This is a genomic window from Algoriphagus sp. oki45 (assembly GCF_036245605.1).
Classification (GTDB): Bacteria; Bacteroidota; Bacteroidia; order Cytophagales; family Cyclobacteriaceae; genus Algoriphagus.
Window position 1 is genome coordinate 640,495 of the sequence record NZ_BTPC01000001.1, and the last position, 22,939, is coordinate 663,433.

Annotated in this window: 21 protein-coding genes; 9 read left to right on the forward strand and 12 right to left on the reverse strand. The window is 43.1% G+C overall.

Annotation, left to right across the window (positions count from 1 at the left end; all coding sequences use genetic code 11):
• Window positions 1-290: 290 nt before the first annotated feature.
• On the forward strand, window positions 291-3,332 hold the full coding sequence (locus tag AAA942_RS02825) for a carboxypeptidase-like regulatory domain-containing protein (RefSeq protein ID WP_338218716.1): 3,042 nt from the start codon (window positions 291-293) through the stop codon (window positions 3,330-3,332).
• A 405-nt stretch (window positions 3,333-3,737) separates the two neighbouring features.
• Here AAA942_RS02825 and AAA942_RS02830 read toward each other — a convergent pair whose 3' ends face one another.
• Window positions 3,738-5,237: a peptide MFS transporter gene (locus tag AAA942_RS02830; RefSeq protein WP_445083332.1), complete on the reverse strand. Its 1,500-nt coding sequence runs from the start codon at window positions 5,235-5,237 to the stop codon at window positions 3,738-3,740.
• A gap of 473 nt (window positions 5,238-5,710) precedes the next feature.
• Here AAA942_RS02830 and pckA point away from each other — a divergent pair, with 473 nt between their 5' ends.
• Window positions 5,711-7,312 (forward strand): phosphoenolpyruvate carboxykinase (ATP), encoded by a 1,602-nt coding sequence (gene pckA, locus AAA942_RS02835; protein WP_338218718.1) that lies wholly within the window; start codon window positions 5,711-5,713, stop codon window positions 7,310-7,312.
• A gap of 114 nt (window positions 7,313-7,426) precedes the next feature.
• Window positions 7,427-7,864, forward strand: a complete 438-nt coding sequence (locus tag AAA942_RS02840; protein WP_338218719.1) for a peptidylprolyl isomerase — start codon at window positions 7,427-7,429, stop codon at window positions 7,862-7,864.
• A gap of 133 nt (window positions 7,865-7,997) precedes the next feature.
• Here AAA942_RS02840 and AAA942_RS02845 read toward each other — a convergent pair whose 3' ends face one another.
• A complete protein-coding gene (locus AAA942_RS02845; RefSeq protein ID WP_338218720.1) occupies window positions 7,998-9,554 on the reverse strand; it encodes a hypothetical protein in 1,557 nt (518 codons plus the stop codon).
• A 174-nt stretch (window positions 9,555-9,728) separates the two neighbouring features.
• On the opposite strand from AAA942_RS02845, the gene AAA942_RS02850 reads away from it, so the two are divergent.
• Window positions 9,729-10,319, forward strand: a complete 591-nt coding sequence (locus tag AAA942_RS02850; RefSeq protein WP_338218721.1) for a hypothetical protein — start codon at window positions 9,729-9,731, stop codon at window positions 10,317-10,319.
• Window positions 10,320-10,324: 5 nt separating this feature from the next.
• Here the strand turns inward: AAA942_RS02850 and AAA942_RS02855 are convergent, their stop codons facing one another.
• The 4 genes from AAA942_RS02855 to AAA942_RS02870 all read right to left on the reverse strand — a co-directional run bounded on the left by AAA942_RS02855 (window position 10,325) and on the right by AAA942_RS02870 (window position 16,146).
• Window positions 10,325-11,035 (reverse strand): TrmH family RNA methyltransferase, encoded by a 711-nt coding sequence (locus AAA942_RS02855; RefSeq protein ID WP_338218722.1) that lies wholly within the window; start codon window positions 11,033-11,035, stop codon window positions 10,325-10,327.
• A gap of 11 nt (window positions 11,036-11,046) precedes the next feature.
• Entirely contained in the window at window positions 11,047-13,665 is a 2,619-nt protein-coding gene (locus tag AAA942_RS02860; RefSeq protein WP_338218723.1) for a DNA gyrase/topoisomerase IV subunit A, read from the reverse strand.
• An 81-nt stretch (window positions 13,666-13,746) separates the two neighbouring features.
• Entirely contained in the window at window positions 13,747-15,645 is a 1,899-nt protein-coding gene (locus AAA942_RS02865; protein ID WP_338218724.1) for a DNA topoisomerase IV subunit B, read from the reverse strand.
• Between the two features lie 9 nt (window positions 15,646-15,654).
• A complete protein-coding gene (locus tag AAA942_RS02870; RefSeq protein WP_338218725.1) occupies window positions 15,655-16,146 on the reverse strand; it encodes a DNA topoisomerase IV in 492 nt (163 codons plus the stop codon).
• A gap of 220 nt (window positions 16,147-16,366) precedes the next feature.
• Between AAA942_RS02870 and AAA942_RS02875 the strand changes: the two genes are divergently transcribed.
• The gene (locus AAA942_RS02875) at window positions 16,367-16,753 is read left to right on the forward strand and encodes a hypothetical protein (RefSeq protein ID WP_338218726.1); all 387 of its coding nucleotides are present in this window, start codon (window positions 16,367-16,369) and stop codon (window positions 16,751-16,753) included.
• Here the strand turns inward: AAA942_RS02875 and AAA942_RS02880 are convergent.
• Together AAA942_RS02880 and AAA942_RS02885 are read right to left on the reverse strand one after the other, a co-directional pair.
• Entirely contained in the window at window positions 16,734-17,666 is a 933-nt protein-coding gene (locus tag AAA942_RS02880) for an ROK family protein (protein ID WP_338218727.1), read from the reverse strand. The genes AAA942_RS02875 and AAA942_RS02880 overlap by 20 nt on opposite strands.
• A gap of 43 nt (window positions 17,667-17,709) precedes the next feature.
• Window positions 17,710-18,210: a YkgJ family cysteine cluster protein gene (locus tag AAA942_RS02885; RefSeq protein WP_338218728.1), complete on the reverse strand. Its 501-nt coding sequence runs from the start codon at window positions 18,208-18,210 to the stop codon at window positions 17,710-17,712.
• Between the two features lie 63 nt (window positions 18,211-18,273).
• Here AAA942_RS02885 and AAA942_RS02890 point away from each other — a divergent pair, with 63 nt between their 5' ends.
• Complete coding sequence (locus tag AAA942_RS02890) at window positions 18,274-18,633, forward strand: arsenate reductase family protein (protein ID WP_338218729.1); 360 nt, start codon at window positions 18,274-18,276, stop codon at window positions 18,631-18,633.
• On the opposite strand, the gene AAA942_RS02895 is transcribed toward AAA942_RS02890, so the two are convergent.
• The gene (locus tag AAA942_RS02895) at window positions 18,630-19,463 is read right to left on the reverse strand and encodes a CvfB family protein (protein ID WP_338218730.1); all 834 of its coding nucleotides are present in this window, start codon (window positions 19,461-19,463) and stop codon (window positions 18,630-18,632) included. The genes AAA942_RS02890 and AAA942_RS02895 overlap by 4 nt on opposite strands.
• Before the next feature lie 178 nt (window positions 19,464-19,641).
• On the opposite strand from AAA942_RS02895, the gene AAA942_RS02900 reads away from it, so the two are divergent.
• Both AAA942_RS02900 and AAA942_RS02905 read left to right on the forward strand, forming a co-directional pair.
• Entirely contained in the window at window positions 19,642-20,535 is an 894-nt protein-coding gene (locus tag AAA942_RS02900) for a 3-hydroxybutyryl-CoA dehydrogenase (RefSeq protein ID WP_338218731.1), read from the forward strand.
• A gap of 15 nt (window positions 20,536-20,550) precedes the next feature.
• Window positions 20,551-21,168 carry a deoxynucleoside kinase gene (locus tag AAA942_RS02905; protein WP_338218732.1) on the forward strand — a complete coding sequence of 206 codons (618 nt, stop codon included), beginning with the start codon at window positions 20,551-20,553 and terminating at the stop codon, window positions 21,166-21,168.
• A 2-nt stretch (window positions 21,169-21,170) separates the two neighbouring features.
• Here the strand turns inward: AAA942_RS02905 and AAA942_RS02910 are convergent, their stop codons facing one another.
• From AAA942_RS02910 to AAA942_RS02920, 3 genes are read right to left on the reverse strand one after another with little or no spacing between them, the layout of a single operon-like run.
• A complete protein-coding gene (locus tag AAA942_RS02910; RefSeq protein ID WP_338218733.1) occupies window positions 21,171-21,815 on the reverse strand; it encodes a DUF7255 family protein in 645 nt (214 codons plus the stop codon).
• A gap of 3 nt (window positions 21,816-21,818) precedes the next feature.
• A complete protein-coding gene (locus AAA942_RS02915; protein WP_338218734.1) occupies window positions 21,819-22,277 on the reverse strand; it encodes a DUF2452 domain-containing protein in 459 nt (152 codons plus the stop codon).
• Window positions 22,274-22,432: a hypothetical protein gene (locus tag AAA942_RS02920; protein WP_338218735.1), complete on the reverse strand. Its 159-nt coding sequence runs from the start codon at window positions 22,430-22,432 to the stop codon at window positions 22,274-22,276. Before AAA942_RS02920 ends, AAA942_RS02915 begins: the two co-directional genes overlap by 4 nt.
• Before the next feature lie 152 nt (window positions 22,433-22,584).
• On the opposite strand from AAA942_RS02920, the gene AAA942_RS02925 reads away from it, so the two are divergent.
• Complete coding sequence (locus AAA942_RS02925; protein WP_338218736.1) at window positions 22,585-22,920, forward strand: Hpt domain-containing protein; 336 nt, start codon at window positions 22,585-22,587, stop codon at window positions 22,918-22,920.
• Window positions 22,921-22,939: the final 19 nt, after the last annotated feature.

Consider the following 22,939-nt stretch of genomic DNA (forward strand, 5'->3'; position numbering starts at 1 on the left):
CAATCCGGACTTTTTTATTTTTCACGGAATAATATTTTTTTCATTTCGTTTTACGGATTTTCAATAAAAATCAAGTCGAAATAATAAAACCTTAATAATGAATTCTAATTTTTTAGAAAAACCCAAAAAAAGACTCAGTTTCCTTTGCTAGGACAAAATTCTCTATTTGTATTTAGTTAATTTTTTTTCTGCAGTTTCATTGAATTATGGGTTTTTAACATAAATTTCGACGAAATGCAGTTATTACCCATCATTGCAACATCACCAAAAATAACCTCAAAAAAACGCCTATGAGAAGTTTTACTCAAAAGTTCTGGGCTTCAGTGTTTTCCCTTTTCCTTTTAGTTTCCTTGGGAAGTTGGGATGCCAAAGCTCAAACAACCATCTCCGGAACGGTAACCGATGCGGATACCAAGGAGACCCTAGTCGGTGTCAACATTGTGGTCAAAGGAAAAGTAATCGGAACGATTACTGACCTGTCCGGCAAGTTCACCCTCAATGTCAATCAGGATCCTCCCTTTACCTTGATCTTTTCAATGGTAGGATATACCTCACAGGAGGTGGAGATTACAGGGGGTATTTCCAATTTGTCCATCCAGCTTGCTGAGGCTTCGATTATGGGACAAGAAGTCGTTATTTCAGCATCCCGTGTGGAAGAGAGCATTATGAAGTCTCCTGTTTCCGTGGAAAAAATGGACATCATTGCCATCCGCGAAGTCCCTCAGGCCAGCTTTTATGATGCCTTGAATAACCTGAAAGGTGTAGAAATGAGTACCCAATCTCTCACCTTTAAGTCATTCAATACCCGAGGGTTCAACTCTAATGGTAACGTCCGAACTGTCCAAATGATTGATGGAATGGACAACCAAGCACCGGGCTTGAACTTCTCTGTGGGTAACATCGTGGGGATTTCCGAACTGGATTTGGAAAGTGTAGAATTGATCCCAGGTGCAGCGTCTGCACTTTATGGTCCCAATGCGATCAACGGAATTTTGTTGATGAACTCTAAAAACCCATTCCAATACCAAGGATTGTCTGCAAATGTGAGAACAGGCTTCATGAATGAAGACAGCAGAACTCAACCGGGTACAGGGTTTTATGACTTCAGTGCTCGATACGCTAAAGCCATTTCAGATAAGGTTGCTTTCAAAGTAAATGTAAGCTATTTGGCCGCTGACGATTGGCAGGCAAATGACTTCAGAGACCAATCCCTTTTGAATGGATCTACTATCGAAGGGGGTACCCGACTTAACAATCCCGGATATAATGGGGTCAATGTCTACGGTGACGAAACCAACGTGAGCATGACTTCTGTAGCCAATCAAATGGTGGCAGCAGGTGTGCTTCCTCAAGCGGCCTTAGGATTGATTCCAAATACCTTTGTATCCAGAACGGGCTACAGAGAAAGTGACTTGGCTGATTATAACACCAAATCCCTCAAGCTTAATGCGGCTTTGCACTGGAGATTGAATGACCGTGTGGAAGCTATCCTTCAAGGTAATTACGGATTTGGTACTACTGTTTACACAGGTGCTGACCGCTATTCAATCGCAAACTTCAACCTAGGTCAATACAAAGCCGAACTGAGAGGTGCAAATTGGTTCTTGAGAGCCTATACCACTCAAGAGCGTTCTGGTGATGCTTTCGCAGTAGGTATCGCTGCACAAGGAATCAACGAAGAGTGGAAGCGCAGTCAGCAGTGGTTCCCTGAGTATGTTGGAGCTTTTGTTCAGGCCAAATTACAGGGTGCCGATGATGCTACTGCTCATGGTGCAGCCCGAGGATTTGCTGACCAAGGTAGATTTATGCCAGGTTCACCGGAATTTGAAGCTGCCAAGCAGCGAGTGATTTCTAGACCTATTCCAGGAAATGCCCAAGGTGTAGGTGCACAGTTTGTCGATAAGACCAATTTGTATCACTTTGAAGGTTCTTATACTTTCACAGGAATCAAATTCGCTGACTTCGTGGCAGGAGCTAACTACAGAATCTACGCATTGAATTCCGAAAAGACCCTCTTTGCTACCGATGAAAATGGAGATGAATTTAGCATCAACGAATACGGTGGATACCTTCAGGGTTCCAAGCTTCTTTTCAATGACAAGTTTAAGCTGACCGCTTCTGTTCGTTACGATAAGAACGAAAACTTCCAAGGACAGTGGTCTCCAAGAGTTTCCGGTGTCTATTCTGTAAACAACCACAACTTCAGAGCTTCATACCAAACCGGTTTCCGTATCCCGACTACTCAAGATCAGTACATCGACTTGCTAACTCCTCAGGCCAGATTATTGGGAGGTCTTCCTTTATTCAGAGATCGGTATAACTTCAATACCAATCCAGTTTACAGCTTAGCCACTGTTCAGCAGTTTGGAGCGGGAGTACAGGCGGATACCCAGCCAGGTTCACCTGTGTATCAGCAAAGTATACAGCAGTCTACTCAGCTCGCAATACAGCAGGCTACTCAAATTGTAACTGAACAAGTTCAAGCTGGCCTTATTCCACCTTCTGAAGCTCCTGCTGCCATTGCCGCTTTGGTTCCACAGCTAGTACCTGCGATTGCTGCCCAAGTAGTACCAGTGAATGCATCTACAGCCAATTTGGGAACATTGACTCCATTTGAACTGACTGAGTTCAAGCCTGAGCGAGTGAAATCTTTCGAAGTAGGTTATAAAGGCCTTTTCTCCAACAGACTTTTGGTTGATGCTTACGCTTACTTCAACCGATTTGAAAACTTCATCGGTGGTCAGGTATTGGTACAGGACGGTGATCCGAATACCGGAGGTCTTGGACCAAATCCTATCACAGGGTTGAACTTGATCGGTGTCGGCCCTGGAGGTAGATCTATTTACTCCATTCCGGTAAACAGAACAGAAATTATTCAGTCTTGGGGTTGGGCTTTGGGATTGGATTACAAGCTTCCTAAGAACTACTCTATCGGTGGTAACGTGTCTTATAATACACTTTCCAATTTGGAGGAATTGGCTGAGACCGGATTCCAGCCGTCCTTTAATACTCCAGAATATCGTTACGTCATCAACTTTGCAAATAGAGAAGTGGTAGACAATGTAGGCTTCGCCCTCTCCTACCGTTGGCAGGGTGAATTCGTATGGCAGTCTTCTTTCGTAGGTCCTGCGGTTTCTTCTCAGCAGTTGTCAGTGATGCCAGCATTTGGCACATTCGACGCTCAAGTGAGCTACAAGATGAAGAGCATCAAGTCCATCCTTAAACTGGGTGGCACCAACCTCTTCAGCAACGGATATCGTCAGGCTTGGGGTAACCCAACCGTAGGCAGCATGTTCTATGTAAGCTTGACCTTTGACGAGTTCTTGAATTAAAAATCAATTAACCACCAATCAACCAAGCCATCCCGAACATTCGGGATGGCTTTTTCTATTTCGATTTTTTAGTTTTTGGAATGTCCCATTAAGAAACTATGATGATCCCCCTTTCTTGCGCAAAGAATGAAAAGTACTTGCGTCTCGAAAAGGTTATGGATTAATTTCAGTACAGGGATTGATACTTATATCGAACTGATAAAAATCTATTGCTGCCTTATTTTCTTCTTTTTCAAATAGCTAATTCAAAATGAAACAGAACAACTGTTTCTGAGCTTATTGGAATCAAAACCGAAGCAAAATCAGGGGAATTTGGTGTTTGGGGATTCGTTGGTAATCCTTTAAGCCAAAAAAAAAGCTTATCCAAAAATTCGGAAAAGCCTTAATTATTGAAAGAGAGTGACCTTAGTGTACCTCTCCCATCATTTTCCTCAAAATAGGTTTAAGTAAGAAGAGAACAAGAGCAGAACCAATCACCGTATACACAATCATCATAAACTGATCCGGCATGGCTGCTAATCCTTCTTCTGAACCCCCACTCGCCTCTCCAGCGATCAATCCAGCGATAAGATTACCCAATGCGACTGAAAGGAACCAAATCCCCATCATTTGTCCTCCATAGCTCTTTGGAGCCAATTTGGTGACCAAAGACAATCCAACCGGAGAAAGACTCAACTCCCCAAATGTGTGGAGTAGATAGGTGATGATCAACCAGCTTGGAGCTGCCAATTCTCCGGAAGCGGCAATTTTGGTAGCGAAATACATGACAAAGAATCCCAAGCCAAGGAGAAGCAAGCCAAAGGTGAATTTCAGAGGAGAACTGGGCTCTAGATTCATTCTACCAAGCCACACCCAAAGTGCTGCAAAAAAGGGAGCAAAAATGATGATAAATAAGGAATTGATCGACTGAAAATACCCTGTAGGAATATCCCATCCCATCACTGTCCGATCGGTAAATCGCTCTGCAAACAGATTTAAAGTCGACCCTGCCTGCTCAAATCCCGACCAAAACATGGCAGAAAACAAAAACAGAATGGCTATCACTCCTACCTTATTTCTATCGCCTTTGGAAAGTCCTCCAAAGGCAATGACATAACCCAAATAGCCAAATGCAACCAAGGCGATGACAGTACCTGAAGCACCCGCAATGGCAGAAGCATTGATTGGAATAATCCCAGTGAATAAGACTCCCACAAAAACAGCCAAGACAAGTCCGATTACTTGGGTAACAGACCTTAGTTTATTTCTGTCCTTGATTTCTTTTGGACTCTCGGCAACGGGAGCTTCACCATAGCCATCCAGTGCCTTTCCGGTCAGTTTGTATTGGATCAATCCAAATACCATCCCCAAGCCTGCAAGACCAAAGCCAAGGTGCATATCATACTCTGCCACCGTGCTGCAGGCCAAAGGCGCAATAAATCCTCCAATGTTGATACCCATGTAGAATATGGAAAAACCCGCATCCCGCTTGGAACTGCCTGTAGGGTAAAGCTGCCCAACTATCGAGCTGATATTTGGCTTCAAAAGCCCAGTTCCTAAAACGATCAAGATCAACCCTAAAAAGAAGGAATTGGTATCTAAGCCAGAAAGGCTTTCCTTGGGTCCAGAGTTGCCGTAAATCCAATTTTCTATGCCGGGCAAAGCCATCATAAAATGCCCTAGTGCAATTATGATTCCTCCATACCAAACACTTTTTTTCAACCCAAACAACCGGTCAGCCAACCAGCCTCCCGGAAGTGCCAGAAGGTAGACTCCCATGGTATAAAGACCATAGATAGCCCCGGCTGTTTTATCATCAAAGCCCAATCCTCCATCTACGATGGCCTTGGTCATAAATAGGATGAGCAGGGCACGCATCCCGTAGTAGCTGAACCTTTCCCACATTTCTGTGAAAAACAATGTCATCAGGCCTTTAGGATGTCCAAAAGCCGTCCCTCCGCTAAATTCGGTAATGGGTTTATTTTCCAATGGTATTTAGATTTTGAATGAAGTTGAATTCACAATGATAAATGATTTTGCCCTTTGTTTCCAAAGTTTACCAATCTCAAACTGCTCATTCTTTGGCCTAGGAGATAAGAATCTAAATCCGCCACTTTATAAAAGCTTCTTCTTTGGTTTTTAAGGAAAGGATAAGGTATCTATTTCATAATCAACTTATTTTATGATAAATTAAATTATATCCTGTCATTCTTGTTTTTGGAAAGTTTTTAAATTCCAAAGAAAATTTTGTTGGCCAAAACATGACCTATGTCATTTAAACCGTGTTTTTTCTTCCGAAATCGATTGAACGGCTAAATTTCGCAGATTTTTTATCTGCCAATTAAAATTCATTACTTAATTTTGGCAAGACAATTTTCAGTTTGTAAACCCAAAAATTTATGCAGGACAACGTTCTGGAACTTACCGCTTCCCCGATTTCATTCCTTGATTTTTCCACTCAGGGAAAAGTGTATCACAACCTGCCACCAGCTGAATTGGTGGAACATGCACTGGCAAGAAAGGAGGGATATCTTACTTCTACTGGAGCCTTTATGGCAGATACCGGAAAGTTTACCGGTAGATCTCCCAAAGACCGCTATGTGGTCAAGGATGAGCTCACCGAAAATGCAGTTTGGTGGGGAGAAATCAATATTCCGGTATCCCAAGAGACTTTTGACCACCTTCTTCAGAAAATGTTGGTCTTTTTGGAAAAGAAAGATCTTTTCGTTCGGGATGCTTTTGCCGGAGCTGATCCTGAGCACCGACTCAATCTAAGAGTTATCAATACTTGGGCTTGGCACAATCTGTTTTGCTCCAATATGTTTCTACGGCCTTCACAGGAGGAATTGGAAAATTTTGAGCACGATTTCACCATTATCTGTGCTCCGGGATTTGAAGCCGATCCTGCTACAGATGGGGTTCAAAACCCCAACTTCGCTATCCTGAATCTAAGCAAGCGTATGATCCTGATCGGTGGTACCGGTTATGCAGGGGAAATGAAAAAAGGAATTTTCTCTGTCCTGAATTTCTTACTTCCCCATGAGAAGAACGTCCTCTCCATGCACTGCTCGGCAAATGTGGGAAAAGAAGGAGACACAGCTGTTTTCTTTGGACTTTCCGGGACGGGAAAAACCACACTTTCTGCCGATCCTAACCGGTCTTTGATCGGAGATGATGAGCATGGATGGACAGAAACCCAAATATTCAATTTTGAAGGGGGATGCTACGCAAAAGTGATTGATTTGACGAGGGAAAAAGAACCTGAGATTTACGATGCGATCAAGTTTGGGGCTATTGTGGAGAATACCCGATTCATTCCGGGTACCCGACAGGTCGATTATACCAATAAATCGGTCACTGAAAATACCCGAACGGCCTACCCTATTCATCATATTGCCAATGCGGCCATACCTTCTGTGGCCCCTATTCCAAAAAACATCTTTTTCCTTACTGCAGATGCTTTTGGGGTAATTCCACCGATCTCCAAATTGAACAAGAGTCAGGCGATGTACCATTTTATTTCTGGTTACACAGCAAAAGTAGCCGGTACTGAAATGGGAGTAACAGAGCCCAAACTTACTTTCTCAGCCTGCTTTGGAGCGGCCTTCCTTCCACTCCACCCGACTGCTTATGCTAATCTTTTTGGAGAAAAAATGGAAAAGCATGAAGTCAATGTATGGCTAATCAATACCGGCTGGACAGGCGGACCTTACGGCGTGGGATCCAGAATGAAGTTAAGCTATACACGAGCCATGATCTCCGCAGCTTTGGAAGGAAAATTGGATTTTGCACCTTTCCGTACCGATGAAAACTTCGGTTTTCAAGTTCCTGTTATTTGTCCCAATGTACCTTCTGAGGTGCTCAATCCCAGAAATACCTGGAGCAATCCTGATGATTACGATAGGCAGGCAAAGGAATTGGCACAGGCTTTCATCAAAAACTTTAATAAGTATAAAGACTTTGCCACGGAGGATATACTATCCGGTGCGCCGAGAGTCTAATCTAAAAATGAGGAGTGCTTCGGCACTCCTTTTTTTGTTTTTGTGCTGAAATGCCAAATCAAAGTTTATTTTTGTCAGCGATTCAAAATACGCCTGAATTTTAAACCATAACCAATGAAAACAGCTGAAATTATTACCGAAAAGGGTACCATGAAGGTGGAGTTTTATGAAAAAGACGCTCCCAATACAGTCCAAAATTTTGTGGACTTAGCAAACAAAGGCTTTTATGATGGACTTACTTTTCATCGCGTAATTCCCAATTTTGTGATTCAGGGGGGGTGTCCCGTTGGCAATGGAACCGGAGGCCCGGGTTACAAAATCAAATGTGAACTAGACGGGGATAATCAATACCATGACCGGGGAGTCTTGTCCATGGCTCATGCAGGAAGAAATACTGGTGGTTCCCAGTTTTTCATTTGCCACAGCAGGACAAATACCGCGCATTTGGACAGAAATCATACTTGCTTTGGAAAAGTAGTCGAAGGTTTGGAAGTAATCGACGCTATTCGGGCCGGAGACACGATCGAAAAGATTGTTATCCACGAAGCTTAAATTAAAAAATTTCTGATTTAAAATTATCGTTTGTCACATTGAGCGAAGTCGAAATGTTGTCCAGAATTTTGGAAATGACCTTCGACTCCTCTCAGGTTGACTACGGGACAACAAATTTCACAGAATCATTTTTTTAGTTCATCTCTTCAAGGATGCTCAGTATTTCCCGGTGGATTTTAGGGGCTGTTTCAGGTCCCAAAGAGTTTATTTCCCCATAGGGACGATTTTTGTAATCATAAGTAAAAGGCGGCTCTGTATCCCACTGACTTTTAGGTACAATGTATCCGATCATATCATTGGTCAAACCTCCGAAAAACTTGAATTTTCCGGGAATACGGGTTTGGATAGCTGGAACTTCTACCGGCTGAATTCCAAAATCGGCTCCATCAGGGGATTCTACTCCTCCATGGAGGATTTCTGGATACAACTCTCCGGGAACATGTACGAATGTAGCCGGACCCAATGTCCAAGCTGATACCTCCGAGCGAATATGCTTCCAAGAGGTAAATCCCCTTTCAAAGATCCCCAATATTGCCGCCAGGTGAAAAAGGGAATTATCCATTTTCAGGTCGATGGTTTTGGCACGAATATGTAAAGGTGCTGTATGAAAAGTCTCCCAAACAGAGTCCTGAAGGGTTTCCAAGGTGATTTTCGCCAAGGCTTTACCTTGAGCTCTCATTTTTTCCGGGCTTTGTCGGAGAAAGGTCTCCCCGGAATAAGGATCAACAACCTCCATCTCCGGATGGGTAGTCATAAGACCACCTACCGCTCCGTTCAAAAAAATGGCCACTCCTCCTACTCCTTCCATGACCAAGGAGTCACCCACCTGAATTCCTGATTCTACCCCATTGCGCCAAGGGTCTGGAAAATCAGAACTGAGTTGGATGTTTTCAGACCAAAGGGTCTCCGGATGATTTCCCCAATTCATAAGTGTGCCCAAGGTTGCTCCGGTTTCTACATCCAATACCTGCATCAATTTCAACGAAGCATCAAATATGGCAGGTGGTCGTGTATCTCCCACAAGAGGCTTTAGCTTTTCGCTTTCCTCTGCAAATCGGACATAGGCAGGACGAACTGCGGAAGATGCTTCCGATACAGCATCTTTGATTCCTTCCAAAACCTGATTCAAATAATCAGGATTTACGCCTCTAGTATAATCCGATGGACCCCACTGCCCGATGAGGTCTGGGGATGAGTGTACATGTGTACTGGCAATGAGCACATAGTCCAAGTCAGGATTACTTTCCAAGATCCGCTTCCGGGCTAGGATCACCTCATCATTGCCAAAGCCAATCATATCGATAACACAAAGGGCCATTTTGATTTCTCCCGCTTCCAGTACCATCGCTCTGGCCCAGAGAGGGTCTAAGACACCTTGTGCAGGTCTTGAATTATGAAAACCGGCCAACCAGATTGCATCAAATTGCCCATTGCCATTGGCATCTTCGAAGGTGTCCCCATCCTCAGGATTGTACCGGGAATCTCCATTGGCATCTGTCCAAGTTTCAAATTCCCGGGGTGTAATATCCACTTTGGCAAAACCGGCAAAAATTGGAGATTCAGGACTTTTCAAATGAAGGTCTAATGAATAATCGGGGAATCGGTCTTTGGTCTTGACATAAATCCAAACGACCGAAAACAGAAGCAGGATACCGATTAATAGTGTGAAGGTGAGGAATAGCTTTTTCATAGGAATGATGAAAAATAATCAGGCAGGAATCTAGTCAAAAGAAGGCAAAACTCAGATTGAATCTTGGTATTTCTCCTGAAAGCAAAACAAGAAGCATTCAATCTCAACGCATTGGGAATGAATCGGAAATTAGTATGGAATGGTTATTGTCATTTAAAGAAGAATTCTACTCTTATGATAAAAAAGTTACTAATCGTTTTCATCCTTTTCCTATCCTTTCAAAACGTTTATTCCCAACGGTATGGGACTGCTTTGGGCCTTAGATTCGGAAATTCCGAAAGCTACCGGACTTTGGGTCTTACCCTTCAGCAGCGCGTCGCCGATCGCTTGACGATAGAAAGTATTATTCAGTCGGATTTCAGTAGGAATACCCATTTATCACTTTTAGCTCAAAAACATCGGCCGATTGTGTCCAAGCGTTTCAATTATTACTTAGGTGGCGGCCTCTCTTTTGGGATTGAAGAGAGTTTTGTAAAAAATCCAACCGACAGAGAAATCATTCATACTTACGGCAATTCTACCTTGGGAGTAGATTTGATTGCCGGTGTGGAACTGACTCTTGCTGGAGCTGTGATTTCGCTTGACTATAAGCCCAATCTTAACATCAGTGGGCGTCAGGAATTTTACAAAGGGCAAGTGGGAATCTCCGCAAGAACTGTCCTTGTGAAAAGTAAGGATCAAAAAAAGAAGCAAAGACAACGACAAAGAGCCAGAAATAAATCAGAATCCAAGCCTTTTTCGGGGCTATTTAATGGCAAAAACTAAGTGATTTAGGTATTTCCTTTGACCTTATCCCAAAGCACTTTTTCATGAACTTCTGAGTGCTTGACCACATTTCTGTACCATTTTATCCGGATTTCTTCCTTTTCTTTTTCCGAAAGGAAAAAATCAGCATGTTCATACTTTTGGGCTTTTTTGATCAGATCAAAAAGAAAAATAGAAGCTGAAACCGAGATATTGAAACTATCCGTAAAGCCAAGCATCGGGATATGTACTAGCAAATCTGCCTCCTCTTTTACTTCCTGTGAAATCCCCTCATGCTCATTTCCAAAGACTAAGGCTAGCTTTTGATCGGGTTCCAAGTCATGGATAGAGATGGCACCTTCAGCAGGCGTGGTTGCCGCTATCCGATACCCATGCTTCTTCAAATGCTGAAAACAGGACTTGACCGAGGAGCCATCTTTTTCAAAGTATTTATACAAATCCACCCACTGTGACGCCCCTCGGGTGACGTAGGGATTGATTTTGTATTGGTTGGTTTTTTCTATCACATGGATATCCTGAACTCCAAAGCAATCACAGGTCCGAAGCACGGCACTGGCATTGTGGGGTTTGAAAATATCCTCCAAAACCACCGTAATGAAGCGTGTCCGCTGACTGAGTACTTTTTCCATCACTTCTTTTTTATGATCTGTGATGAATTGACCCAGGTAGTTTAGCAAATCAGCTTCATGGTTTTCTGAGGAACTAGATAAACTCATGGTGTAAATTTTCAGAAAAGTCCCAATTGCTCTTCATCATCCTTTTTTGGAGACAGATCAATGGTACTTCCGATTTCCAGCTCATCATGGGATGTGGGATTTTTATCCTCAGATGGCTGTTCTTTTTCTTCTTGAGAAATCTCAGACTCGATTAATTGAAGCTCCTCCACTGGGTAAGTGCTCAACTTATTTCCGATCGCCTTCCACCCTTTTACGTCAATGAGCATTTCGAGGTCAAATTCCATTACCTCTGTTTCCTTGCCTTTTTTCACTTTCACCTGAACCTGTGCTTGGGCATCAGTAGTCACCAGTTTTAAATGTGACTGCTTGTGGTCCGTAATGAAATTGAAGCGCTTATTTACAGTCGTAGTTTCGATGAGGAATCGCTTGACGAAGAAATTTTTCGATCCACCGTCGTAATAGATTGCTGCTACCACCTTTTTAGGATCAAATTTCTGAATCAAGACCACGTCATTTGGCTCGTACCGGTTGGTCAATTCAAAGCCGGTAAGTTCATAGTCACCGTTTTTGTAAAAGACCAATATCTTATCATCACCAAGGAAATTCCCGATGAGCTTTCCTCTCTGATCGGTATTTAAGCGGCCCACAGAAGGATCATAAAATACATCCAATCCTCCCAAAGTAGATTTACCTTCCATCTTGAACTGGATCTTCCTGACTGGATACTTAGTGAGAATATTGCCTCCGGCACCACGTCCCTTGATTTCAATCTCAGCAAAGTCGAAATCAAAAACTTTGATTCTCGCTTTGGCGCCTTGAGTGAGGTACACCGTGACAACTTCTGCCTCTCCGTTCGGATTTCCGCTGAGGTAGTAGACTTTAGATCCCTTGGTGCCTTTGGTGAGGTCGTACTCCTTGTCTCTAGTGACTCCTCCAACCTGAAACCTCTTGATCATCGTACGGCCACTGGTGCCGTCCAGATAGATGAGATTGAAGGTCATTCGGTCATCATTTTTCCGGAATACCCCTACATAGAGAATGTCTTTCCCCATAAAGGTTTTTTCCTGAATTTTGGATACGACCATTTTGCCATCTTTTCGAATGGCAATGATCTCATCCAAGTCTGAGCAGTCACAGACAAATTCATCTTTTTTCAAACCGTATCCTACAAAACCATCCGCTCGATTGACGTATAGTTTGGCATTATTTGCGGCCACCACGGCTGCCTGAATGGTATCAAAAGCTCTGATTTCTGTCTTCCGCTCCCTGCCTTTTCCGTATTTGGCTAGCAGGTTTTGGTAATAAGTGATGGCAAATTGAGTAAGATGCTTCAGATTGTAATTAACTTCTTTCAATTCCTCCTGAAGGCGTTTCATCAGTTCATCTGCCTTGAATGCATCAAACTTGGAGATTCTTTTGATTTTGATCTCAGTCAGTCGGATCAGATCCTCCTGAGTGATTTCTCTGTAAAAATCAGGCTTGTAGGGTTCCAAGCCTTTATCGATGGCCTCCAAAACCGCATCCCAAGTAGTACATTCCTCAATATCCCGATAGATCCTGTTTTCGATGAATATTTTCTCCAATGAGGAAAAGAGCAACTTTTCCATCAACTCCCCTTTTCGAATCTCCAACTCTCTACGAAGCAGTTCTTTGGTTTGCTTGGTATTGTATTCGAGGATTTTATTGACGGTAAGGAAGACCGGCTTATCCTCAATGATCACACAGGCATTGGGCGAAATAGAAACCTCACAATCCGTAAATGCATACAAAGCATCAATGGTCACATCAGGCGAAACGCCGGGTGCAAGCTGAATGACTACTTCAACATCCTTAGCCGTATTATCGACCACCTTTTTGATTTTGATCTTGCCTTTGTCATTGGCCTTGAGAATGGAATCGATCAAAGAATCAGTGGTTGTTCCAAAGGGTATTTCTCTGATTACGAGAGTTTTGTTGTCCTCCTCTTCAATTTTTGCTCTTACTTTGATTTTGCCTCCTCTGAGTCCTTCCTGATAATCGGAAAAGTCGGCCAAGCCTCCAGTCATGAAGTCTGGAAGAATGTTGGTAGGATTGCCTTTGAGGATTTCTATGGAGGCTTCAATCAGCTCACAGAAGTTATGAGGAAGGATTTTAGTGGAAAGGCCCACAGCAATTCCTTCTACCCCCTGAGCCAGCAATAGTGGGAATTTGACTGGAAGAGTGACGGGTTCTCTTTTTCTCCCGTCATAGGAAAGCTGCCATTCGGTAGTCTGTGGATTGAAAACTACTTCGAGAGCGAATTTGGATAAGCGTGCCTCGATGTATCGCGCTGCAGCAGCTCCATCTCCTGTTCGGACATCACCCCAGTTGCCCTGAGTATCGATCAGAAGATCTTTCTGTCCCAAATTGACAATGGCATCGCCGATGGAAGCATCACCATGCGGGTGATACTGCATAGACTGACCGATGATATTGGCCACTTTATTGAATCTCCCATCGTCCATTTCCTTCATGGAATGAAGGATTCTACGCTGCACAGGCTTGAGACCGTCTTCGATGGCTGGGACTGCCCGCTCCAGAATTACATAGGAAGCATAGTCCAAAAACCAGTCCTTGTACATGCCCGTTACCGGGACGGAATCGTGAAGGCTTTCGTCTCCTGAATTGATCTGATCGTCGTTTTCAGTCATTTCTTGATTTCAACTAATGATGAAAAGAGGATATCCCCTTTTTGAAATTGTCTTTTTTCAAAATGAAAAAGCAAAACCTAATTAGGCCGCCTCTTCATTTTCAGTCTCGGCTACTGCTTTGGGATCTTCCAGCGCAAGGTCTTTTTCAATCTTCAGATTATCGATGATGAAGTTTTGCCTGTCAGGAGTATTTTTCCCCATGTAGAAACTCAGTAGATCCGAGATTTTGGTGTCTTTATTCAGAATAATTGGGTCGAGACGAATGTCCTCTCCGATAAAGTTGCCAAACTCATCCGGGGAAATCTCTCCCAATCCTTTGAATCGGGTGATTTCCGGCTTGGATCCTAACTTATGAATTGCTCTCTGTCGCTCCTCGTCTGAGTAGCAATAGATGGTTTCCTTTTTGTTTCTCACTCGAAACAGTGGGGTATCAAGGATAAAAAGATGACCATTCTTGACCAAATCAGGGAAAAACTGCAGGAAATAGGTCATGATCAGCAGCCGAATATGCATGCCGTCTACGTCAGCGTCTGTGGCAATGACGATCTTTCGATACCGAAGATTTTCTATTCCATCTTCGATATTCAGTGCATGTTGAAGAAGATTGAATTCTTCATTTTCATAGACCACTTTTTTGGTCATTCCGTAGCAGTTTAGAGGCTTGCCTCGGAGAGAGAAGACCGCCTGGGTCTGCACATCCCGGCTTTTGGTGATGGATCCTGAGGCAGAATCTCCCTCCGTGATGAATAGCATGGTTTTGTTTTTCACTTCCTCATCCCCTTTGGGATCATCGTAGTGGACCCGGCAATCTCTTAGCTTTTTGTTGTGCAGATTGGCCTTTTTTGCCCTTTCGTTTGCGAGTTTTTTGATTCCCGAGATTTCCTTTCGCTCCCGCTCTGACTGAAGAATCCGCTTCAGCAGGGCATCGGCTGTTGCCGGATTCTTATGCAAATAATTATCCAGCTCCGTCTTGATGAAATCATTGACAAAGGTCCGTAGTGTAGGTCCGTCAGGACCAATACTTTGGGACCCAAGCTTGGTTTTGGTCTGAGATTCAAAGACAGGTTCTTGAACCCGAACAGCAATGGCAGCTACTACTGATTGTCGGATATCGGAAGCATCGTAGTCTTTTTTGTAAAACTCCCGAATAGTCTTCACGATGGCTTCCCGGAAAGCCGCCAAGTGAGTCCCACCCTGCGTAGTATATTGCCCATTGACAAAGGAATAGTACTCCTCTCCATAGCTTCCAGAGTGAGTGATGGCCACTTCTATATCATTTCCTTTCAGGTGAATGATTGGATATCGGATACTCTCTTCGTCGATTTTATTAGAAAGAAGATCGTAAAGTCCTTTATCTGAGAAATACTTTTTCCCATTATAATTGATGGTCAAGCCCGCATTCAGATAGGCGTAGTTCCAAATCTGGTTTTCCAGATATTCAGGGATGAAATGGTAATTTTTGAAAATCGTGGCATCCGGTGTGAAAATTACCTTGGTACCATTTCGCTCCGAAGTCTTATCCACCGGGGCATCGTTAGTCAAAATGCCTTTTTCAAACTCCGCCACCTTGGTCTCCCCATCCCTGTAAGCTTGCACTTTGAAATAATCCGAAAGGGCATTGACTGCTTTGGTACCGACTCCATTCAGACCTACCGACTTTTGGAAGGCTCCGGAATCGTACTTACCCCCGGTATTGATCTTGGATACGCAGTCGATGACTTTGCCGAGAGGAATACCCCGGCCATAATCCCGGACCTCGACCCTATGCTCGGAGATTTTCACATCGATAGTCCGGCCAAAGCCCATCATGTGCTCGTCGATGGAATTGTCCAGGACTTCTTTGACTAGGACGTAAATCCCATCATCCTGAGCGCTTCCGTCTCCAAGCTTTCCGATATACATCCCTGGACGAAGCCGGATATGCTCCCTCCAATCCAAGGATTTGATACTGTCTTCGGTATATTTTACTGGTTCTGCCATGTTCTAATTTTATCCTTGCTGTACTGCTTTAAATTTCCCCACAAACAAAACAAATAATCCCACTACCCAAACCAATAGCAAAGCCGGGATCAGGTAAAACCAAAAATTAAAAAGGCTTGCGGAAATTTCTTCCTGATTATTGATTGAGTGGACATAAAAAACAGCTACTGCCAAACTCACATTGATCAATGCTCCGAAGGAATAAAACCAAGCCAAAAGGTAATCTCTGTAAGGGTCCCCTACCGGAAAAACCCGATGAAGTTTTTTATTCGCTTTGGTTTCCAAGGATTTGGGAAAAAAAACCGTCACCGCGTTGAGCAGTACAAATGCCAAAACGGTCATGTAAAAGAAGGTGCTTTTTTCCCAAGATCGGTCGATAAATCCGTTTTCATCAATGGCTAATCCCACTTTTTCGGGCAGTGCCGAATAGAAATAAAGAAGGAAGAAAATGAAAATCAACACACTGACCATGAAAAAGGCCTTTCCGAATCTGTAATACATGAAATTAGGGAAATTGAACGTGCTAATATAACCCATTTGAGCAAACAGGAAGCTACGAATTCAAGTTGATAGGTTGTCAATTTCTGACTGAAAACCAGAATCCATTCTTAATTCCATGAAATTCAGGAGAGTATTCGAATCCGCTCAAACAAGCTAAAAATCCAGTTTTTGAAAAGAAAAGCGAAAAATACTCCGATCTTCGCAGCAAACTAATTCACCCATGAACAAAGTATTGATCCCCGCACTTTTCATCTTCCTGCTTCTCCTGCAAGCTTGCAGTCCTGCTATGGACGCCGGAGAGGTCAATTTGGACAATTGGAAAGCTGACAGATATGGATGCAAGGGATTGAGATTGCAGGATTTGGAAAAATTCCGTGCGATCAAAAATGACTTTCTTGGGGCAGATAATCAGTCCATCATCAAAACCTTTGGAAGGCCCGACCGGGTAGAATTGGTAGACAAAAGCCAAAGTTTTTTCTTTTACTTTCTGGAGCCAAGTGAGGCTTGTGAAGAGGTAGAAAAAGAAAAAGAACCCCTGAGAGTTCTTTTTCGGATGAATGCCATAAGCAAGGTTTCTGAAGTCACTATTACAACCCTGAACCCATAAAGCAGAGAGCAGCTGCCCCCAAGGTTCCGGCATTATTCTCCAGAGTGGCTTTTTTGAGTTTCAGATCCTTCACATAATATGGTGTAAGGTACTTTCGGGTATTGTACTCAATGGTGGGCATCATAAATTCCAGCCCGGCTGAAATTCCTCCTCCAAAGTATACATCGGTCACATCCAAAATCCGGATGGTGGACACAATGGCTTCACTGATGATATCTGCAACTTCTTTGAATACCATCAGAGACACTTCATTTCCAGCCTTTGCCGTATCTACGAGCAAATGAGTGCCCAATTCTTTTCCAACCAGTTCTTTGGCCTTTTCAGGATATGCTGAAATAAGATTTTCCATGATTCTCAAGATGCCATTCCTTCCTATGAGCGTCTCCAAACCAGCATTTCCCCGAGAAAGCATATGTCCCATCTCCATGGCATTTCCTCTGGAACCTTTAAATACCTGTCCTTCCAAAACCAGCGCACTGCCTATTCCCGTCCCCATCGTGATGAAAAGGAAGTTTTCAGCCACATCCCCTTTTCCATAGTAAAATTCCCCGATAGCAGCCGCAGCCGCATCGTTTTCAAGGAAAAATTCATGGTTTGGATATTTTTTTTCCAAACCCTCCTTGAGTTTAAAATTGTTGAGGTCAGGAATGGCGGGAATTTCCAGTGGAGTACTTCTGTCTTTGGATATCATTCCTGGAAGTCCGATTCCTACTTTTTCGACCTGTGGGTATTTCTGGAGATATTTTTCCATCTGATCAATAAAGCATTTTCCAAATCCTTCGGGATGATCTCGGAAGGGACTCGTGTCTTCTTTTTGGAAATCAAGCATGGTGCCTTCCCGATCTACCAAGCCGATCTTGAGATGGGTTCCTCCCACATCCACACCAAGAAAATGCTTTTCTTTATTATTCATAGTTATTCATAGGTTTGATTGTCAAAAAAGCAAAACTATTGGTTCACTTCCTATAATCTTTGCCGATCTCATAAAAAATTTTAAATACTGCCGGACAAACCAAAGTATTTCTAAGCGTCAAGTCCAAGATTCCCAACATGTTCTTTCTATCGGTATGTGGATACTCTCGACAAGCTTTGGGACGGTCTTCATAGACAAGACATTTATTATCCCCTCCTAAAAACGGACAAGGTGAGGAATTAAGCACATAGTCTCCTTCCTCATCCCGATGCAGATAGGTTTCGATAAACTGACTGCTTTTCATGCGAAAGGTCTTCGCCAAGCGATCGATATCCGTCTGAATAAAAATGGGACTCGTCGTTTTACAGCAATTGGCACAATCCAAACAGTCAATTTCTTTGAATGTCTCCTCATGAAGCTGATGAAATCGCTCATCCAGATTTTTTCCTTTGGTCTTCCTCAGCTTTTCCTTCAGCTTTTTATTGGAAGGAAATTCGGATTTTGACTCTTGGTTAAATTTTTCCAGATCGATCGAAGATTTCACAAGCGATTGATTTTCAAGTTTTTTAAATATGCTTAAATTTTAGGTAACCAAAATGACTTAGCCATGAAGATCCATCCCTCAGAATTGTATTTCTATCACAGTTCATTTCAGCCGATAGACAAACAGACCAAGGCCTATGCAAAATCCCTCAGCAAGTTTGTCAATGAAATCGATGTAGTAAAAGAAAAACTGACTCCTACCCAATGGGATCAAATTCTAACCATGCTCAGTTTGCGCCCAAAAGACCTACTCAACAGAGCTCATCCGGATTATCAGAACCATATCGCTGGCAAAGAATGGGATGAGGAGAGCTGGCTGAATATTTTGGTTCGATTTCCTCATCTGATCAAATCGCCTATCGCCATTTTCCGCAACCGGGCGATTCTGTGCAAAACTCCCACAGATATACTTAAGCTGGATTAATCCTGTGCTAGGGAAATTCCGTTTTCCTGAATGGTAATTTCCCTGGCTTTGTAGAGCTGTCCTATACATTGTTTGAAATGTTTTTTACTCATTCCCAAAACTCGCTTGATTTCTTCTGGGTCAGATTTATCATGTATAGGCAAAAAGCCCTTTTCATTTAAAATCTCAAGAATTTTCTCGGCTCCTTCCTCATACTTCTCTCTGCCTTTGGGTAAAAGTTGGAGGTCAATTTTCCCATCGTCTCTTCGTTTTTTTACATAGAGCGTCCTCTTTTCTCCAATTTCCAAAGCCTGAAATACTTCATTGGCATAGATCAAACCTTCGTAGCGGTCCTCTAGCAGAACCTTATAGCCCAACTCTGTTTTTTCAAAAATCAGTCCCTCACAAGCATTGCCCGGTTCGTAATCTTTTGGGGCCGGATACATGAATTCCCTGTACTTGCTCACTCCGATCAGTCGGTTGGTCCGATAGTCTACACATACCCGGATCAGGTATTTTTGACCTGCAGTCATAGGCTTTGCCATTTCCGAATTGGGCACAAAAAGATCTTTCAGAAGACCCCAATCCATAAATGCTCCAAAAGAAGTCACCTCTTTGGCTTCCAAAACAGCAAATTCATCCAATAGCGCCTTGGGACGATCCGTAACTGCTACAGGCCGGTCTTCGCTATCTGTGTAAACAAAAACTTCTTTTTCATCCCCCTCTTTTTCATCTCCATTCAAATAGCCTTGAGGCAAAAGTACCTCTCCCCCGTCAGACAATGCCAAATAGGCGCCAAAATCGGTAAAGCGATTGATGGGAAGGGTACTGATGATTCCTAGTTCTTTCATAAGACCAAAGGTAAAGATTAATCCCTTCAGGGATTTCAAATTCTGACAAACAAAGTCGGGAATCCCTCTGTTGAAATTGGAAAAAGCCGGGCTTCGGCTTAGTTTTGGCTTGCATAAATTCCTTTATTGGACAGCATAAACCCAAATCATAACGTTTTTCTCTAGTAATCACTTCTTTATGAAAGCAATCTCAGTAATCGGATCCGGAACCATGGGCAACGGTATCGCCCACGTATTTGCACAGCATGGCTACCCTGTAGCCTTGATTGATATCCAAGCCGCTCAATTGGAAAAGGCAATGGCTACCATCTCCAAAAACATGGACAGGCAGGTGAGTAAAGGCAGCTTGTCAGAAGAGCAAAAAACAGAGGCAATTTCCAGAATTTCCACATTTACCGATTTGCAAGAGGGTGTAAAAAATGCCGACTTGGTCGTGGAAGCTGCCACAGAAAACATGGCACTCAAACTGGATATCTTTCGAAAACTGGATGAATTTGCTCCTAAGACGGCCATTTTGGCGACCAACACTTCCTCTATTTCCATCACCAAAATCGGTGCAGTGACGCAAAGACCTGAGCAAGTCATCGGTATGCATTTTATGAATCCAGTTCCTGTAATGAAGTTGGTCGAAGTAATCCGAGGCTATGCCACATCGGATGCCGTGACCGATACCATCATGGATCTTTCCAAAAAACTGAGCAAAGTTCCTGTCGAGGTAAATGATTATCCAGGTTTTGTGGCCAACCGGATTTTGATGCCTATGATCAATGAGGCCATCTATTCTCTCTACGAGGGAGTTGCAGGAGTGGAAGAAATCGATACGGTGATGAAGCTGGGAATGGCCCATCCTATGGGTCCTCTGCAATTGGCTGATTTTATCGGATTGGATGTATGCCTTTCGATATTGAGAGTCTTGCACGAGGGATTTGGAAATCCAAAATATGCACCTTGCCCGCTTTTAGTAAATATGGTGGAGGCAGGCTACAAAGGCGCCAAAACCGGGGAAGGCTTCTATCATTACACTCCGGGGAGTAAGGACTTGGTGGTGGCTTCCAGATTTTCCAAAAACTAATCCAGTTCAGATCACATGCACTTTGCAGTATCCGGAAATATCGGCAGCGGAAAAACCACGCTTACTGAGAAGTTGGCCAAACATTACGGTTGGAAAGCCGAATTTGAAGCCGTGGACAACAACCCCTACCTGCCTGATTTCTACGAGGACATGAAGAGGTGGGCCTTCCACCTTCAGGTCTATTTCCTGAATTCCCGCTACAATCAAATCCGCAAGATTCAGGAAAGTCCTGATCACACCATTCAGGATCGGACGATCTATGAGGACGCGTACATTTTTGCTGCCAACTTGTACAAAAGCAAACTGCTGACAGAACGGGATTATTGGAACTACCGAAGTCTTTTTGACTCTATGATTACTCATGTCAAAGCTCCGGATCTGCTGATCTATCTCAAAGCAGATATTCCCAAGCTCGTGGGACAAATTGAAAAAAGAGGCAGATCCTACGAAACTGCCATGCGGATAGATTATCTCAAAAACCTCAATCAGCACTACGAGGATTGGATTTCCAACTACAAGGAAGGAAAACTACTGATCATCGATGTCAATGACTTGGATTTTGTGGAGCGGCAGGAAGATTTTTCCTTTATCGTGGAAAAGATCGAACGGGAGATGTTTGGCCTTTTTGCCTAAAATCAGGAAATCTTTCGCATCAGCCATTGGAAGAGCATCGCACGTTGCTCTTCTTTTGGGTTGATGAGTAGCTGATCCAGTCGCTTCAGGGAGCCTCCGGTCATTAGCGTTTCGTAGGGATTGAGTCGGATAAGTTTATACCCATGAATTCTGGTCTGTATGTCTGCCTGAGAATCGTTGTAGGCCAGTAGTTTCCAACCTGAAGCACCGGTCCCTGAAAAGTCTCCGATCTCTGAGGCCATTCCAAAACAAGACTTTGCGATAGGCGGTCCCTCCCATATTCTTTTTTGAAAACCGATTTTTTGAGCCTCCTTTTCGTAAGTTCTGGACAATCGCTTGTAGGACTCGGAAAAAGCAAAATTCCACTCGGAATACATGTCTGATCGAAGGGTAATCAGTCGATATCGGTTGAAATGAATGTCCTCATCCCATGTCAACAAATGACGGCCCATCTTGAAGTCAAACTTGAACTTCTCCAACAAAGGTGGAGTGCCAATTCCTCCCAAATCTTCAAAAATTTCTTTTAGCCAGCCTTTGCCTTTCTCATCCAAATATTTTGGATTGACTTCAAGTTCGGGCAAAAAATCATACTCAGCCCCCCCTTCCTTAAGGATAAGGTCCAGTTGTCTGGTCATCAAATGCTCCATGAGTTAGGTGTCTTCCCTGAGAATCTCCCAAGTATGGTCGGCTAGCAGCTTTACTTCTGCTACAAAATTTGCCCAGTCTTTTTTCCTTCCCCATTCTTCAGGAGCAATCATGCTCATGAAGTCAATTCCATCTTCTTTTTGGTAGAGAAAATACCGATGATTGATCAGGGGTTCAAAAGCAATGGATGCCTGGTAGATTCGCTCGGATACTTCTACACGGGATTGGATTTTTTTGGCCTGATCAGCCAATAATCGCATCTGCTCATAGATCTGAGCCATCTGCATATCTGTCTGACTGTGCATGGCTGCTACAGCCCGACCTGTTATTTTTCCTTTGTCCTCCGGTTTGATCAGTGCACTTCCAGAATGATGGGCATAAGGTAAGGTTCCCGGGTTTTCGGTGGTTTTTTCTTTCATCAGCTCTAGGTCGAGCTTGGAAACATCAATTTTTTTCCCGGTCATTTTTTTTCGGATTCTACTTCAGATGAAATTCGTTCTTTCAGATTGCCTTTAGAGCCTGGGAAGGTGGTTCGCTTGGATATGTCGTAGCTCACATACAAGATGATCAGCATGAAGATTCCAAAGAGCACCAAAAAGAGTTTCTTGTTTTTCTGCATGAGTCCCGTTTTTTGCAAAGGTAAGCAGGATGATTAAAACTGCTTATCCATTAATCCCTAACCTAGAAAGAAAGCTTTTTGAAAATTGTTTTTAAATTTATCGAAAACCTTACCGATCTCTTTTTTTTAACCCATCTACGATTTCGCCCTTTATGTACCAATTGATCAGCGAACAAGCCATTTATCAGTATTTTGGTGACGATGAGCCGGAAATGATCCGGGAAATGATTCAGATAATTTTGGATACCAATATCAAAGAACTGAAGGAATTAGACACCTTTTACACCTCAGGTGATTTGGATACTGTCAAAAAACGATGCCACAAAGCTAAACCCAGTATGAGCTATATTGGTGCGCTAAAAACCCGAAAAACACTTGAACAAATCGAAGCTGAACTGCAAAACTCCAAAGAAATAAACGATTCTCTTCAGGAACAACTTATCATTATCGAATCAGAGCTCAGCTCATTCCTCCGTGGATTAAACTAATACCGACACACTCTTTACC

Coding starts and splice junctions, on each gene's coding strand:
- AAA942_RS02825 (WP_338218716.1), top strand. CDS start 291: ATGAGAAGTTTTACTCAAAAGTTCTGGGCTTCAGTGTTTTCCCTTTTC.
- AAA942_RS02855 (WP_338218722.1), bottom strand. CDS start 11,035: ATGAGTTTATCTAGTTCCTCAGAAAACCATGAAGCTGATTTGCTAAAC.
- AAA942_RS02890 (WP_338218729.1), top strand. CDS start 18,274: ATGAAGATCCATCCCTCAGAATTGTATTTCTATCACAGTTCATTTCAG.
- AAA942_RS02925 (WP_338218736.1), top strand. CDS start 22,585: ATGTACCAATTGATCAGCGAACAAGCCATTTATCAGTATTTTGGTGAC.
- AAA942_RS02905 (WP_338218732.1), top strand. CDS start 20,551: ATGCACTTTGCAGTATCCGGAAATATCGGCAGCGGAAAAACCACGCTT.
- AAA942_RS02850 (WP_338218721.1), top strand. CDS start 9,729: ATGATAAAAAAGTTACTAATCGTTTTCATCCTTTTCCTATCCTTTCAA.
- AAA942_RS02920 (WP_338218735.1), bottom strand. CDS start 22,432: ATGCAGAAAAACAAGAAACTCTTTTTGGTGCTCTTTGGAATCTTCATG.
- AAA942_RS02895 (WP_338218730.1), bottom strand. CDS start 19,463: ATGAAAGAACTAGGAATCATCAGTACCCTTCCCATCAATCGCTTTACC.
- AAA942_RS02915 (WP_338218734.1), bottom strand. CDS start 22,277: ATGACCGGGAAAAAAATTGATGTTTCCAAGCTCGACCTAGAGCTGATG.
- AAA942_RS02845 (WP_338218720.1), bottom strand. CDS start 9,554: ATGAAAAAGCTATTCCTCACCTTCACACTATTAATCGGTATCCTGCTT.
- AAA942_RS02830 (WP_445083332.1), bottom strand. CDS start 5,237: ATGACATTGTTTTTCACAGAAATGTGGGAAAGGTTCAGCTACTACGGG.
- AAA942_RS02870 (WP_338218725.1), bottom strand. CDS start 16,146: ATGTATTACAGATTCGGAAAGGCCTTTTTCATGGTCAGTGTGTTGATT.
- AAA942_RS02900 (WP_338218731.1), top strand. CDS start 19,642: ATGAAAGCAATCTCAGTAATCGGATCCGGAACCATGGGCAACGGTATC.
- AAA942_RS02910 (WP_338218733.1), bottom strand. CDS start 21,815: ATGGAGCATTTGATGACCAGACAACTGGACCTTATCCTTAAGGAAGGG.
- AAA942_RS02880 (WP_338218727.1), bottom strand. CDS start 17,666: ATGAATAATAAAGAAAAGCATTTTCTTGGTGTGGATGTGGGAGGAACC.
- AAA942_RS02875 (WP_338218726.1), top strand. CDS start 16,367: ATGAACAAAGTATTGATCCCCGCACTTTTCATCTTCCTGCTTCTCCTG.
- AAA942_RS02840 (WP_338218719.1), top strand. CDS start 7,427: ATGAAAACAGCTGAAATTATTACCGAAAAGGGTACCATGAAGGTGGAG.
- pckA (WP_338218718.1), top strand. CDS start 5,711: ATGCAGGACAACGTTCTGGAACTTACCGCTTCCCCGATTTCATTCCTT.
- AAA942_RS02865 (WP_338218724.1), bottom strand. CDS start 15,645: ATGGCAGAACCAGTAAAATATACCGAAGACAGTATCAAATCCTTGGAT.
- AAA942_RS02860 (WP_338218723.1), bottom strand. CDS start 13,665: ATGACTGAAAACGACGATCAGATCAATTCAGGAGACGAAAGCCTTCAC.